General features: G+C 55.5%; 10 protein-coding genes. 5 read left to right on the plus strand and 5 right to left on the minus strand.

The annotated features are described in order from the left end of the window. Positions 1-453 precede the first annotated feature (453 nt). From SH528x_RS16020 to dgoD, 4 genes are read right to left on the minus strand one after another with little or no spacing between them, the layout of a single operon-like run. Positions 454-1,734, minus strand: coding sequence for an MFS transporter (locus SH528x_RS16020; protein WP_442511523.1), 1,281 nt, complete (start codon positions 1,732-1,734; stop codon positions 454-456). Then, on the minus strand, positions 1,735-2,652 hold the full coding sequence (locus tag SH528x_RS16025; RefSeq protein WP_442511524.1) for a dihydrodipicolinate synthase family protein: 918 nt from the start codon (positions 2,650-2,652) through the stop codon (positions 1,735-1,737). Next, positions 2,636-4,027 carry a neutral/alkaline non-lysosomal ceramidase N-terminal domain-containing protein gene (locus SH528x_RS16030; protein ID WP_442511525.1) on the minus strand — a complete coding sequence of 464 codons (1,392 nt, stop codon included), beginning with the start codon at positions 4,025-4,027 and terminating at the stop codon, positions 2,636-2,638. The genes SH528x_RS16025 and SH528x_RS16030 overlap by 17 nt, the downstream gene beginning before the upstream one ends. Positions 4,028-4,029: 2 nt before the next feature. Then, positions 4,030-5,208, minus strand: a complete 1,179-nt coding sequence (gene dgoD / locus SH528x_RS16035; RefSeq protein WP_442511526.1) for a galactonate dehydratase — start codon at positions 5,206-5,208, stop codon at positions 4,030-4,032. Positions 5,209-5,521: 313 nt separating this feature from the next. Here dgoD and SH528x_RS16040 point away from each other — a divergent pair, with 313 nt between their 5' ends. The 4 genes from SH528x_RS16040 to SH528x_RS16055 all read left to right on the plus strand — a co-directional run bounded on the left by SH528x_RS16040 (position 5,522) and on the right by SH528x_RS16055 (position 12,235). After that, positions 5,522-6,445 carry a GntR family transcriptional regulator gene (locus SH528x_RS16040; protein WP_442511527.1) on the plus strand — a complete coding sequence of 308 codons (924 nt, stop codon included), beginning with the start codon at positions 5,522-5,524 and terminating at the stop codon, positions 6,443-6,445. Beyond that, positions 6,442-9,171: a DUF1553 domain-containing protein gene (locus SH528x_RS16045; protein WP_442511528.1), complete on the plus strand. Its 2,730-nt coding sequence runs from the start codon at positions 6,442-6,444 to the stop codon at positions 9,169-9,171. The genes SH528x_RS16040 and SH528x_RS16045 overlap by 4 nt, the downstream gene beginning before the upstream one ends. A gap of 192 nt (positions 9,172-9,363) precedes the next feature. Continuing rightward, entirely contained in the window at positions 9,364-10,803 is a 1,440-nt protein-coding gene (locus tag SH528x_RS16050; protein WP_442511529.1) for a DUF1501 domain-containing protein, read from the plus strand. Positions 10,804-11,137: 334 nt separating this feature from the next. Then, on the plus strand, positions 11,138-12,235 hold the full coding sequence (locus SH528x_RS16055; RefSeq protein WP_442511530.1) for a DUF1559 family PulG-like putative transporter: 1,098 nt from the start codon (positions 11,138-11,140) through the stop codon (positions 12,233-12,235). Between the two features lie 79 nt (positions 12,236-12,314). Here the strand turns inward: SH528x_RS16055 and SH528x_RS16060 are convergent, their stop codons facing one another. Further along, entirely contained in the window at positions 12,315-12,956 is a 642-nt protein-coding gene (locus SH528x_RS16060) for a hypothetical protein (protein WP_442511531.1), read from the minus strand. A gap of 568 nt (positions 12,957-13,524) precedes the next feature. On the opposite strand from SH528x_RS16060, the gene SH528x_RS16065 reads away from it, so the two are divergent. Next, complete coding sequence (locus tag SH528x_RS16065) at positions 13,525-14,094, plus strand: sigma-70 family RNA polymerase sigma factor (protein WP_442511532.1); 570 nt, start codon at positions 13,525-13,527, stop codon at positions 14,092-14,094. Positions 14,095-14,186: the final 92 nt, after the last annotated feature.

Consider the following 14,186-nt stretch of genomic DNA (forward strand, 5'->3'; position numbering starts at 1 on the left):
AAGTCGTCAAGACTTTCGTGAATCGCCAAACAGCAAGTAGGGCCGGTTCCTACCGGCCGAGTCGACCGAACTGTCAAGGACGGCCGGTGGGAACCGGCCCTACTTATCACCAATACATTTTTAATTTTAATGTAGCTACCGTCGCCAGACGGTGGACCGCGTTCTACGCGAACGCAGCTACGACGTGAATCCCGAGTAGGGCCGGTGGGAACCGGCCCAAATCGAAACGGGACTTCTGTTTTTCACTTGGTTCGCGATACGTTTTAGCATGAACAGCGATGGTTTGGTTCTCGCAGACCCCTAAGATAGTTCGTTTCGGGAGCGAAAATCTCGAACGGGCGGTAATCTGTCGCCGTTTTGTTTTAAGGCCGCCGAACTTCGCTAGACTTCCATCGGGCGGGGGCATGGTGTCGCTCCATGCCTGCGACCAGCGTCAACGCAATTTTCTACGGATCAAACGCCGTCAATTTGTTTTTGTGGGTTCACGAACACCCAGCAAATTGCCCCGACCATGTAAACACCGGCAAACATTAGCAGCACCAAATTCCAGTTCGATGTCCACTGGAACAGCCAGCCCACCAGGATCGGACATGCCGCTGCGGCGAGGTTGCCGACCATGTTCATCAGCCCAAACACTTGCGGGACCCGGGGGCCACCGATGTCGATCGTCGCGGCAAACGCACACGGACCTGCGAGTGCTGCCAGGAATGATCCCAGTGACAATAACGCGACCGCCAACACGGCACTTTGCACAAACCACGCGGCGACGATCAGTACTGCACAAGCGGCCAGGAACGTCGCACCGACTCCGCTTCGGCTCAGCCGCAAACTGCCTGTGCGACGCCAGATCCAATCAACCAGCGTCCCACCAAAGATGCTGCCGGTTAACGTCCCGGCCAACACGAGACCTTGCAAATAGCCTGATTCCGCAACCGACACGCCGCGAGTCTCTTGCAAAAACGTCGGAAACCAACTGGCGAAAAACATGTACCCCGAACCGCGACAGATCTGTTGTCCACATAGCCAAAACATCACGGGCGAACGGGCGATGGCGAGAAGCTCTCGCCACTCGCTGATTGGATTCGCGGCCGCCGGATCGATCGCGGGTGATCGTGCCGCTTGGATTAACGCCAATTCGGAATCGTTCACCCGCGAATCTTGGCTGGGATCGTTGCGGAATCTCAAATAGAAACCCAGCGTCCACAAGATGCCAGGAACGGCAAAACCCACGAACACCCATCGCCAACCCAACGGGGCGATCAGTAAACCCGTCAGCCCGCTGGCCAGGATTGCGCCTCCTTGCATCCCCGCCGCCAAAATCCCACAGCTCAGCGAACGCTGGCCCAGCGGCATCCAATGACCGATTGAATTGCACGACGCAGGGAAAATGCCCGCCTGTGCCACTCCCATCACTAACTGGGCCACGATCAGCAACCCAAACCCCGGTGCAACGCCAATTCCAAAAGTGGCAACGGACCACGCGAACGCAAACAAGCTGAGCGTGATTCGTGTGCCCCACCGCTCGGCCAACCAGCCGCTGGGAACTTGGAAGAGAGAGTACGTCCAAAAGAACGCTCCCATGAACCAACCCGATTGTTCGAGCGTGAACCCGAGATCCTCGCGAACCGTGCTCTCGGCCACACCGACGGCATTGCGGCACAGGTAGGCGAGTGCTGCAGCGAGCGTCAACCAAGTCAACGTGCGATAGCGGATCGTGGTGGGGGCAACGGCCATCTACAAAGCCGCCTGCATTCGGTCGAACAAGCGATCGACTTCGGCCCTCGTTTCCTCGTCGATTTGCCACGCCGTCGGCTGGATTTGAATCGTGTTCGCGAAGATACCTCGTTTCTTGAGCAGATATTTTTCGATTGCCAGAAACCCATCCAGTCCCGCTTGCAATTGCAAGGCGACAATCGCACAAATCGGCAGCGACAATTGATAGATGCGATCGTCTTCGCCATCGGTCAAAGCTCGCCATAACGCAACGATCCCGTCCAACAGATCGGTGCCAGGCATTGTTCCCGCAATCCCACGACGGTAACAATCGACCAGGTTGATGCCCCCGGAACCTTCAAAAATCCGGGCCTGGCCCGCCGTGGCGTCGCGGAGTTTCGAAAGGTTCGGCCCCAGCGGACTCGCTTCGGGTTTAAACAAGATGCGTTCGTTGCCGAATTTCTCGAGCAGATCCAGGTAGACGCTGAGGTCAATCGCAGCCCCGACGTAACCCGATGCATCTTGAACTACCAGCGGAATCGAGATACTGCCGGCGATCGCGGAAAAGTAATCACGAGTCGCGTCTGCACCTAAACTGGTTGCCACAGGTGGGATCGCCATCACGGCGTTCGCGCCGATCGCCTCGGCATGTTCGGCAAACTCGATCGCCTCGGCCGTGCTCTCGGAACCGACACTGATGACGGTGAATCCTCGGCCGTCGGCAGCTTCGCAAACCAGTTCCGCCAGACGTTTGCGGCCATGGTAACCGAGTCGCAAAATCTCGCTCACCATCGCCACGACCACACCATCGGCACCCGTTTGAAAGGCCCAATCCATTTCACGCTGCAGTGTTTTCGCGTCGATCTCAGATTTGTCGTCAAACGGGGTGTGCAGCACAGGTAGCACTCCATGCAGCGACTTGTTAACGGCTGAGCACATCGTTGATGACTCCGGTCATGGCTTCGAGGGTTGTTTCTAAGCATCCACGATCAAACGGGGACTGCCAAACGGGATAGACGTCGGTGTCATAAAGTGCGGCGGGCGGCAAATAGCCGATCGAACCATTGATCAAGTTCATACAAATCAAAGTGCGATCCTTGAAACGTCGGCGAAGTTCTTGTTGCAGGATTGAATACGGTTCACAGCAACTGCCCACCAACACCGCATCACCGATCCGCCACGCAAAGATAGGAAGATCGAAAGTTTGGCCGTCGCCGATGCCAAGACGGATGTCGCGTCGACGCCTCAGTCGTTCTTCGAGGGCGCGGTCGGTGCATTCCAAACGTTGGCGTTCGAGCTCGTCGGCCGAAGGCCAATCTTTTAGCGGCAGCGCCACCGTACTGCGGATCGCCGTCAATTCGCTGGACGCTTCGACGGTTTGGTGCTTCCAAATCGCCAGCGGTGCTCCGGATTCGAGTGCGCCAGCATAAACAAGCAAACTGCCGGCAGGCTCCATGTCGTTTAGCGTCGCCAGTGCGGCGAAACCGAGTTGGCGTCCATGTCGATCCGCTACCTCGGGGTCGCCGACGTATTGGTAACGCGGGGCGAGATCGCCACACATTCCAAGCAAAAACATTGCCGGAGCCGAGGTGGCATTTTCCATCGTTTCACGCATCGCACCGACGTAGTCGGGTGAGATCGCGGTGTTCTCCGCAGCCAACGTCGTTGGGTGACAGGCGTAATTGACTAGCGTGCCACGTAGCTTGCCGTGTTCGTCGGTGATTCGTCCTAGCACCAAAGTGTCATCAGGCTCGCCTTCGGGATCGTAACCACACAGATAGCGTGATTTATCGGGATCCGGGTCAGGCAAATCACGTACGGTCGCCAGTGAGCAGGTTCCAGTGTGCCAGTCCAATGTGGCGGCGAACATTGTTTGGCGAGCTTGACGTGCCGCATCAACCGTCCGCTGGACAAGCGATTTCATCCACTGCTGTAGCAGATCGCTGCCAGGCAACGAAGCGTCCGGCTGCATCAGCGGCGGTCCCGCGTGCGTATGCGTTAATGCAAAAATCAAATGCCCCGGTTCGAGCGAAAGTTCTTCATGCAGACGCTGCTGGAATTCGTCATAGGTTGCTGGCGTCTTCCACCAACCAAGATCGACATCAATCAGGACGACGGGGGCTGCTTCCGCGGAGGATGCCAATGCCAACACGGTAAGCGAGAGAGGGCGATGGATCGAGTCGGCGACATCATGTTTCGCGGCGCCCCAATTGCGTGCATAGACGCCGACGGGCGGCGTGATGTCGACGCGGGCGATTCCGATCCGTCCTTGAAACGAAGCGTGCTTAAAACGGCGAGGTTGATTCGTGTTCATACTTACCAATCTCCCACCGCGCCGTCACGGTAAAACACTCGCTGGGCAACCTCTTGCTCGAACGGATGTTTGCGAACTTCGTCCTCGTTGATCGAAATCCCTAGTCCCGGTCGCGTATTGGGTGTTACCGTGCGTGTTGCTGGATCCACTGTAAAACCCTCTTCGACGACGTCGTTTCGCCAGGGAACGTCCTCGTGAACCGATTCGCAAATGATGTACGAAGGTTGCGAGAAACCAAACTCGATCGATGCTGCGGTGCTCACCGGGCCTTGCGGGTTGTGCGGTGCCAGTGCGATACGGTGAGCCTCGGCGAGTGCCGCGATACGGCGAGCTTCACTAAACCCACCGCAGTGCGTCAGGTCAAGTTGACAGATCTCGCAACCGCGAACCGCGAACAGATCGCGAAACGCCGCCAGATGCGTCAACCGCTCGCCCGTCGCAATTGGCGTGGTCACGGCTGCGTTGATGGCGGCTAGGCTATCGAGATTTTCCGGCCAACATGGTTCTTCGAGAAAATAGAGTCCATAGGGATCGAGTGCCTTGGCGAACTGCATCCCCATCGCCGGTGAAGGGCGTGCATGGCAATCGACCATGATGTCGATGTCGTCGCCGACCGCGTCACGCATTGCGGCAACACAGGCGGTGGCCGCCTTGATCGACTTCAGCCCTTCGACTGGCATTGTCGGCGGGACCGCCATCGACTTGAACGCGGTGAACCCATCGGCGACCGCTTGCGAGGCCAAGTCGGCGAACTGTTTAGCATTGTCGACAGGAGTGTTATAGAAATGGTCGAGATTGCCGCCGCCCAGATGACAGTACAGCCGCACGTAATCACGCACAGGGCCGCCCCACAACTTGTGCACCGGGACGTTGTGGATTTTGCCAACGATATCCCACAGTGCTAAATCGATTCCGGCGATCGCGGTCGATCGCACGACACCGTTGCCATGCCAAAAATGCTGTCGCCACATCATTTGCCAAAGGTGTTCGACGCGGCTGGGATCTTCGCCGACGATCAATTCCGCCAGATCTTCGATCGCGCCGACGATGCTCCGGGTGTGCCACTCGAGCGTCGCTTCGCCCCAGCCGAACAATCCCGGTTGATCCGTGATGACTTTGACAAAAACCCAGTTTCGCATCCTCGCATGACACACGACGGCTTCGATGGCAGTAATTTTCATGCGTGATTTGTATCTCTTGGGGTGTAAATGGCTGGGGGGTAGCGGAACTCGTCAAGAGTTTCGAGGTATTTTGCTGCGGGACGAAAGTCTTGACGACTTCCGCTACGCCAAAGTAGCACGAAGGCTTCAATAAAAATCGTTCACGGCGTTGGGCTGGAGCCCGGGAACAAGAGGTGGCGGTCACAAAAATGTGTCCAAATTTCGTGGGAAACGTCGCTGACAATCAGAAAAATCGCAGCTTCGATCCCGTCTTTTTTGCTTTTGGTGACAATGTTACTTGTTTTTGTTGACAAAGACAAGTAAGTTTGTCCGTATGAGTAGTATTTCGACCTACATTAAGAACGATTTAGCAGCACGGCTTCGCTCGGGGCGTGCGTTGCCGGCGTCGTTGACGTTGGACGCATTGGCGCACCATTACGACGTCAGCTTCACTCCCGTGCGTCATGCGATCGCCGAGTTGGTAGAAGAAGGGTTGCTTAATAAAGGATCCAACCGCCGGTTGACGCCAGCGAAGTTGCCCAAAATTAGCGCCGCCGATGCGAAGGCAGCGGAGTCTGGCCTGACATCGTTACCGGAACCACCACATGATCCCTACGACGGGATTGTCGACGACTTGGTGCAGCAAAGTTTGCAAGGCGAGGCGATCTATCTTCGCGAGGAAGCGACGGCCGAGAAGTATGGTGTCAGCCGATCGGCGATCCGCCATGTCTTTCATCGGCTAGCGGGCGAGGGGATGCTCAATCATATCCCGCGTCACGGATGGCAACTGCGTCCGTTTCGGCAAAGTGATCTCGACGCGTTCATCGATGTTCGCGAAGTGTTGGAGTTGAAGGCACTTGATTTGTCTCACAAGCAGCTTTGTGAATCCGAATTGCTGCAAATGTTGGAGGCCAATACCCAGCCTTCCTCGGCACACAACGCACCGCCGCGGATCGACGAGTCGTTGCACTCGTATTTGATTGAATCATCGCAGAACGTTTACATCTGCGAGTTTTTTGAGCGTCAGGGACGCTACTACCGATTGCTGTTTGAGTGGGAAGATCGTGATCGATCAACCGCACTTGAAACGGCGCGGCAACATCGCGAGATCTTGACCGCCCTTCTCGAGCAGAACTGGGACAAGGCACGCAAGGATTTGTCGCACCATATCCGTGACCACCACCCGGTGTTTAGTCAGATCGCCCAGACAGTGAACGCCAGTCGCAAGCAAGCGGCAATCGGAGGTAATCAAGCATGATGCGTTTCCTAGCACGCCATAGACAAATTCACCGCAATCGCATCACGCCAATGCGCGTGAATAATGGCCTTCGCTTACTGGCGGTCGTTTCGTGCTGCAGTTTGCTTCCCGCGATGGGAGTCTATGCTGACTCGCTAGACGATTACCAAACGAAAATCAAACCGTTGTTCAAAACACGGTGTTTTTCGTGTCACGGAGCGCTCAAGCAGGAAGGCGGACTGCGTTTGGACACGGCCGAGCTGATGATCGACGGGGGTGTGTTCGCTCGCGGGGACGCAAGCGACAGCGTTCTGATCGACCGTGTTAGTGAGACGTCGGTCGAGGATCGAATGCCTCCCGAACACGAGGGTGAACCGTTATCGAAAGCAGAAATCGAGTTGCTCTCCGCCTGGATTGCTGCCGGAGCACCCGCACCCGAGGACGAGCAACCGGAGACCGATCCCGATGACCATTGGTCCTTCCAACCTATCGTGCGTCCGGTTGTGCCAACGGTCAAAAATACGTCTTGGGTGCGTAACCCGATCGATTCGTTTATTGCAAAAGCTCACGAAGAAAATGGGTTAACACCGCAACCCGACGCGGCACGATCGATCTTGGTGCGTCGTCTGTATCTCGATTTAATCGGCATCCCGCCGTCAAGCGAAGAGATCGTTGCGGCCGAACGAGACACGGCTTCCGATTGGTACGAGAAGATCGTCGAGCGGTTGCTTGAGGATCCACGTCATGGCGAGCGATGGGCACGTCACTGGATGGACATTTGGCGGTATAGCGATTGGTGGGGGCTGAATGCTCAGCTGCGAAACAGCCAACGGCATCTCTGGCATTGGCGTGATTGGATCGTCGATTCGCTTAACGAAGACCGCGGCTACGACGAAATGGTGCGGCTAATGTTAGCCGGTGACGAGCTGCGTCCGAATGACACCGATGCACTCGTGGCGACTGGCTATTTGGCAAGAAACTTTTTCTTATTCAATCGCAACCAATGGATGGATGAAACCGTCGAGCATGTCGGCAAAGCGTTCCTGGGGTTAACGTTTGATTGTGCTAAATGCCACGACCACAAATTTGATCCAATCGAGCACACCGACTTTTACAAAATGCGTGCGTTCTTCGAACCGTATCAGGTGAGAATGGACATGTTGCCGGGCGAAGCCAATCTGACAAAAGATGGGCTTCCTCGGGCGTTCGATGCTTTGCTGGATACGCCGACGTACCGATTGATTCGTGGCGAAGAGGGGAATCCTGACAAATCGAAGGTGATCCAGCCGGGCGTGCCCGAGTTTCTCGATTTTGAACCCGATAGCGACAACCCGCTCGATATCCAACCGATCCAATTGCCAGCGGAAGCGTGGCAACCGCAGCGGCGCGAATGGGTGCTTGAAAACCATTTGGCAGTCGCCAGGGCAAAACGAGATGGTTTGAAAACAAAGCTGAAGCAAGCGGAAGCTGCCAAGGAAAAGGCTGGCGACGACGACACCGCTGCTGAACACGCTTTGAAGCTTGCTCGCGTGGACGTCGACATCGCCAACGCAGAATGCGAAAGCGTGTCGCTACGTTACGAAGCGATGGAATTGGAGTGGGACGAGTCGACGAGCGAAGAAATCGTTTTGGAAGCGAAAACCGCGGCGATTCGTGCAGAGCGCGAGGTTTCACTGTTGCAGGCTCAGCGAGCTTTGATTGATGTCCAGAAGCGACTCGGGGATGCGGCCGAAGATAAACGCGAAGCGATCGAAAAAGAGCAGGTGAAAGCGAAGGAGAAAGTCGTCAAGGCAGAGCAAACACTTGCCGCCGCGATTGGCCCCGACGAATCTTTTACGCCGCTAATTGGCGCCCAGTGGTCGGCCACGCGATTCCTGAGTACGGGCAAGGACGATCCGGCAGTCGAGTTTCCGCCGCAAAGCAGTGGACGCCGCACGGCACTGGCTCGCTGGATCACCGACCGCAACCACCCGTTGACCGCCCGCGTTGCGGTGAACCACTTGTGGACTCGTCATCTCGGCCAACCCTTGGTGGCAACCGTCTTCGACATGGGCCGGAACGGAGCGACGCCGAAGAACGCAGCGTTACTCGACTGGCTCGCCGCCGAGTTGATCGATAGCGGGTACAGCATGAAACATCTGCATCGTTTGATTGTGAATTCAGCGGTCTATCGAATGAGTTCGTCCAATGCCGGTGCCGAGTCCAATCTCGCGATCGATCCAGACAATCATCTTTGGTGGCGGCGGGTTCCGATTCGCTTGGAATCGCAAGTCGTGCGTGACGCTGTGCTGTCGTTAGCCGGAACACTTGATCCGACGATGGGCGGACCCTCGGTCCCCGCGGCGAAACAGCCGGAATCCAAACGCCGCAGTTTGTATTTCTTTCACTCAAACAACCAACGAGATTTGTTTTTGACGATGTTCGACGAGGCATTGGTGACCGATTGTTATCGTCGCGAACAGAGCATCGTGCCTCAACAAGCCTTAGCACTCACCAACAGCAAACTAGTGCTAACGTCGGCGGGGCAAATCGCCGACCGCCTGTCCGTCGACGGCGAAGACGCACGTGACTTTGTTGCTCGATCGTTCAAGACACTGTTGGGGATCGATGCGGACGATGCAGAGATTGCCGCGAGTCTGAAAGCGTTGTCGGTCTGGGAAGGCCAAGCGGACAGTTCAGTGCAGCGGGCACGCGGCCACTTCATTTGGGTCTTGGTCAATCACAATGACTTCGTGACGGTGCGATAAGCAGTTTGTTCGGTAGATGCCGGTGAAACGTCGATCCTCTTGTGAGTGGACGGCGCTAGCCGCGGTGAGCGTCAATATTGCAGGAAACATGCCCGCGGCTAGCGCCGTCGGCTCAGATCATTATGTGGAATGACTCACATTGACCAGCTTAGAAGACGTATTAATAGCGGTTTGAATAAAGGAAACGGTTTTATGAATCACATTGCCCCCAATCGCCGCCGATTTTTGTCCGATATGGGAATGGGACTGTCGTCAGTCGCATTGGCATCGCTGCTGCAGCGTGACGCCAACGCGGGTTCAATTGGCTGGGCACCGCCGACCGGGCAGACGCACTTTCCGCCGAAGGCCAAGAATGTAATTTGGTTGTTCATGAATGGCGGCGTCAGCCAAATGGAAAGCTTTGACCCCAAGCCGATGCTGACAAAATTCGGCGGCAAAACGATTGCGGAAACGCCGTTTGCAGAGACGCAGGATCCTGCGAAGCTCGCGCTCGAACGACTGGTCGCTCCCGACGGCAATGGCAACCAACGTAACGAACTGTATCCGCTGCAGATCGGTTTTAAAAAGCACGGCGAATCCGGAATTGAAGTCAGCGATTGGTTTCCGCACGTCGCCAACCAGGTCGACAAGCTGGCGATCGTGCGATCGATGTACACGACCGACAGCAACCACGGGGCGCAAACGCAATTCCATTCGGGGCGTCATCGTAACGATGGTGACTTTCCGACGCTTGGCGCTTGGGTGCACTATGGTCTCGGTTCACTCAATGATAATTTGCCTCAGTTCATCTCGATTGGAAAACGCGAGTACTGGAACAGCCGCGACGGTCATTACCTCGGCCCGGCCCACGATGCGGTCCCGCTGCGAATTGATCCCAGCAACCCGCTCGATTTCAGCCAGCCCGAAATCGCGTTTCCCAACGAGGCACGTCAGGTCGGCAAAGAGTTGCTGGATCAGCTAAACGGAATGCGAACCGACGAATATCCTGAGGACCCCGAGATGGCGGCTCGGATCGCTTCGTATGAGCTTGCATTTCGGATGCAAACTTCGGTACCCGAAGTCGTCGATTTCGCGCAAGAGAGTGCCGAGACAAAGTCCTTGTACGGCATCGGAACGCCACACTGTAACGAATTCGGAATGCAGTTATTGGCGGCACGACGTTTGGTTGAACGCGGCGTTCGCTTTATCCAAATTCAACATGGCGGCGGTGGCGCCGGAGCCTGGGATGCCCATGGCAAGCTAAAAGCGAACCACACCAAGAACGCTTTGGCGGTGGATCAACCGATCGGCGGTCTGTTGGAAGATTTGCAGCGCCGCGGATTGCTCGATGAGACGTTGGTAGTGTTTGCCACCGAGTTTGGGCGTACTCCTGGATCGCAAGGCGCCGACGGACGCGACCATCATATCTTTGGTTTCACCGTTTGGATGGCCGGTGGCGGATTAAAACGCGGCGTCGTGCATGGTGCGACCGATGAAATCGGTTTCCATGCGGTCGAAAATCGCCACTATGTCACCGACATCCACGCCACAATTATGCATCAATTAGGGCTCGATTCCCGCAAGCTCGAGCTTCCCGGACGCAAGCGTTTAGAAATCGACCACGGCCAACCCATTATGGACATCATCGCTTGACGCGGCATCATGTCCACTTGATCTAGACCCCAGGAACCATTACCGCCGTAGCGGAACTGGCGCGAGAGTTTCGACCTGTTCAGCAATTCACGAAAGCCTTGACGACTTCCGCTACAAGTCATCCCACCACTTAATGTTCTGACGATCCTTAGCACGCTAAGTTCGTTTGCACCCCACCTTTAAAGTTCGATGTTGCGCAGTCAATTTTTCCTGCCGCAACGATCCAGCATCAATGAATGTCCGTCAACGGATCTCCGCCCGGCTTCATTAGCGTATTCAAAAAAACATTAAATCCATTCTTGCTTGTTACTTGGTCTGAAAAGAAGGTGTTTCGATGAAGTGTAGTGTAACGCGTAGAAACCATGGGTTTACCTTGGTTGAATTGCTGGTTGTTATTGCAATTATCGGCGTATTGGTTGGTTTGTTGCTGCCTGCGGTACAGGCGGCACGAGAAGCCGCGCGCCGGATGCAATGCTCTAACAACATGAAGCAGCTAGGATTGGCGTTACAAAACTATCACGCCGCCTACAATCAATTCCCGCCTGGATCCGCCGATTTCTACGGGTACTCGTACGGCAATCGACGCAACGTCGGTGCCTCGATCTTTTTGCTGCCCTTTATTGAAATGGGAGCCTTGTATGATGCGTTCGAGCAGGATGCGAAAAAGGCGACTCCTGGTTCGGGGTTCTGGCAGAGCCAGGCACTGCTAGACGCAGGCCCCCAATCTGCGTTCCTCTGCCCCTCGGCTCAGAACGCGGACGGCACAGAGTACAATGGTCTGTCGAAATCGCTGTACGTATTTTGTATCGGCGATGCGATGTGGCACAATGCTAAGAGTGATTCCGAAGAGGGCATGGCGATTGCCCGAATCAACTCTCGCAGCATGTTCGTACCGATGACCAACGGTAATCGCAACAATCTGCGACGTTTCCGCGACCTACTTGATGGGACCAGCAACACTTTGGCGATGAGCGAAGTCGCGGGAACCCCGCGAGACCAAGCGGTTGTCAAAGGAGACGTCGCCAGTTTCAACGGAATGTACGACGGCACGACCGCGGTTGCGGGGCCTTGTATGACAGCGCCGCTGGATCCAAACAACCGATTTCAGTACCAAACCGGAGCGGATTGCTGGCGGGGGCTGTTGTTTGGCGATGGTCGTGTCATCAACACACGTTTTACAACCACCCTGCCGCCCAATTCCTACTCTTGTGCCTACGCTGGAAACAACGACAGCTGGGGAAGTTTCTCGCCTTCGAGCGAGCATCAGGGAGGCGTGCAAACGTTGTTGTTCGATGGGTCGGTCCGATTTGTTACGGATTCCATTGACTCGGGTAACTTGAACGCACGCCAAGTCACCAGCGGCGAAAGTCCCTACGGTGTGTGGGGTGCAATGGGCACCAAGTCCGGCAAGGAAACGGCATCGTTCGATTGATGCATAACGACGTCACGACGCTGGCTTGGAGTGCAAGCCAGCGTCGCAGATGGATGTCGTTATCCGGCGAAGCATCGCTTTAGAATCCGATCGTGAAACGTGAGCTGCCACCACCGATCGTGATTCCTCGTGAACGCGAACGCTGGGAATGTCCATGGTCGTCGTGGAGGGTGTTCACGCGGCCAAATCCGCTGCTGGACGGACGTGCGTTGTAGCCACCCCAACGGCTCGAGTAGGCACCAAAGTTGCTTGTGTAGGGCGTCGAGATGACTGGGGTTTGCATCGATTGAATGTCTTCACGCAAATGGTGGATGTTGTTCTCGATCGAATTCAGCATCAATTTGACATGGGACGTATTGCCATGGACGTGGCGATAACCACGAGCGGCACGATGTTCGATACCGTCGAACAGCGACTCCAAGTGGTGAAACTTCGCGTCCAATTGGGCCAAGTCGCTGTTCAAGTGACTAACGCTACCTTGATGGTGTGCAAGTTCATGGATGTGATCGGCAAGACGCGCCATGTCGCGAGCGTCACTGACGAGATGGCGGTACTCGGGCGTATGCTGGTAGTGTCGAGTTTCACCAACGAGCTGGTTCGATTGCATGGCAATTTGAAGTGCTAAGTGATCGATGTGCTGGTAGGTATTCGCGACAGCAGGCGACGAAAACGCGGTCAGACATAATGCACATGCAGCGAGTGTTTTGTAGACGATTGCCATTTCAATTTCCTAGTTTCGGTGTGTTTTTCTTGCAGAACAGTCTGCCGACGGATAAGAAATGCATGTGCCGTGCCAATCGGGTTTCACGCCCATCGATTTGCTATGAAAGCCCGTGTTTTACGCAAGTTTCACGGAGTGGGCGTTTTTGGGTGATGGAACTGAGGTGACGTCAGTGTGATGTCGATCCTTTGGAGTGTGTCGTCGATGTGATGTCGTAGCGAAAGTCGCGAAGACTTTCGTCCGTCCTCGGGCCAAATGGCGCGGACTTTGTGAGCCGACGGCATTAGCCGCGGGCATCGGGTCTTGCGATTTCAGCTTACACGACATAGTCCATGGCACACGAGCCTCGGGATGCATCCGAAACTCTTCGCGAGTTTCGCTACGAATTGGCCGGCACCCGAAACTCTTGGCGAGTTTCGCTACGAAATATGTCGAGAGACGTCGAAAGGCGGTTTTGCCGATGACAGGCTGGAAGCCTATCCCACATTGGGGGTGTTGGCACGATATGCTTATTCGACTGGCTACAATGCATTACGGATCCAACGTTCTCTTGGCGGAATGAACTGAAATGAACGACGACACGAATGCACAGCATGAAACTGCAGCCGACAAACATGTGTCGCACGATGACCAAGGCGAATCGTTCGTACGTCTTTTGCTGGAACATGAACCGCAGGTTCGGGCGTTTTTGCGTGGATTGCTGCCCAGCTGGAACGATGTCGACGAGGTCATTCAGGAAGCGAGCCTCGTCGCGTGGCGAAAATACTCGGACTTCAAACCTGGAACTGCGTTCGGCGGCTGGTTTTTGACGATTGCTCGTTTTGAGGCCCTGAAACATCGCCGTCGCAGCAACCGCACGCCGCTTGTTTTTGACGATGACATTTGGGACATGCTTGCCGATGAATCCGAGAGTGATGAATCCGAGCCCGCCTACCGCCAACATCTCGAAGGCTGCCTCGCCAAAATGCAGCCTGAGAAACGGGACGTGTTGCTCAAAGTCCATTCGCCTGGAGTGGTCATGCGTGATGTTGCACTCCAGTCTGGAAAGAGCGAACAGGCATTTTACAAGGTGATTCAGCGTCTGCGAGCGACGCTTGTCGATTGTATCTCAAAGTCGATCGGTGTCGAAAACGGCTGATCGCCAAGTCCGACTAGCACAACCGCTCTACCCTTCACGAGTCCGAAATAGTGCACTTACGGGGTGACTTAGCGAATCGCCGAGTGGTAGTG

Origin of the sequence: Novipirellula methanifontis (assembly GCF_052161655.1) — a bacterium.
GTDB lineage: Bacteria > Planctomycetota > Planctomycetia > Pirellulales > Pirellulaceae > Novipirellula.

Coding starts and splice junctions, on each gene's coding strand:
- SH528x_RS16020 (WP_442511523.1), bottom strand. CDS start 1,734: ATGGCCGTTGCCCCCACCACGATCCGCTATCGCACGTTGACTTGGTTG.
- SH528x_RS16025 (WP_442511524.1), bottom strand. CDS start 2,652: ATGTGCTCAGCCGTTAACAAGTCGCTGCATGGAGTGCTACCTGTGCTG.
- SH528x_RS16030 (WP_442511525.1), bottom strand. CDS start 4,027: ATGAACACGAATCAACCTCGCCGTTTTAAGCACGCTTCGTTTCAAGGA.
- dgoD (WP_442511526.1), bottom strand. CDS start 5,208: ATGAAAATTACTGCCATCGAAGCCGTCGTGTGTCATGCGAGGATGCGA.
- SH528x_RS16040 (WP_442511527.1), top strand. CDS start 5,522: ATGAGTAGTATTTCGACCTACATTAAGAACGATTTAGCAGCACGGCTT.
- SH528x_RS16045 (WP_442511528.1), top strand. CDS start 6,442: ATGATGCGTTTCCTAGCACGCCATAGACAAATTCACCGCAATCGCATC.
- SH528x_RS16050 (WP_442511529.1), top strand. CDS start 9,364: ATGAATCACATTGCCCCCAATCGCCGCCGATTTTTGTCCGATATGGGA.
- SH528x_RS16055 (WP_442511530.1), top strand. CDS start 11,138: ATGAAGTGTAGTGTAACGCGTAGAAACCATGGGTTTACCTTGGTTGAA.
- SH528x_RS16060 (WP_442511531.1), bottom strand. CDS start 12,956: ATGGCAATCGTCTACAAAACACTCGCTGCATGTGCATTATGTCTGACC.
- SH528x_RS16065 (WP_442511532.1), top strand. CDS start 13,525: ATGAACGACGACACGAATGCACAGCATGAAACTGCAGCCGACAAACAT.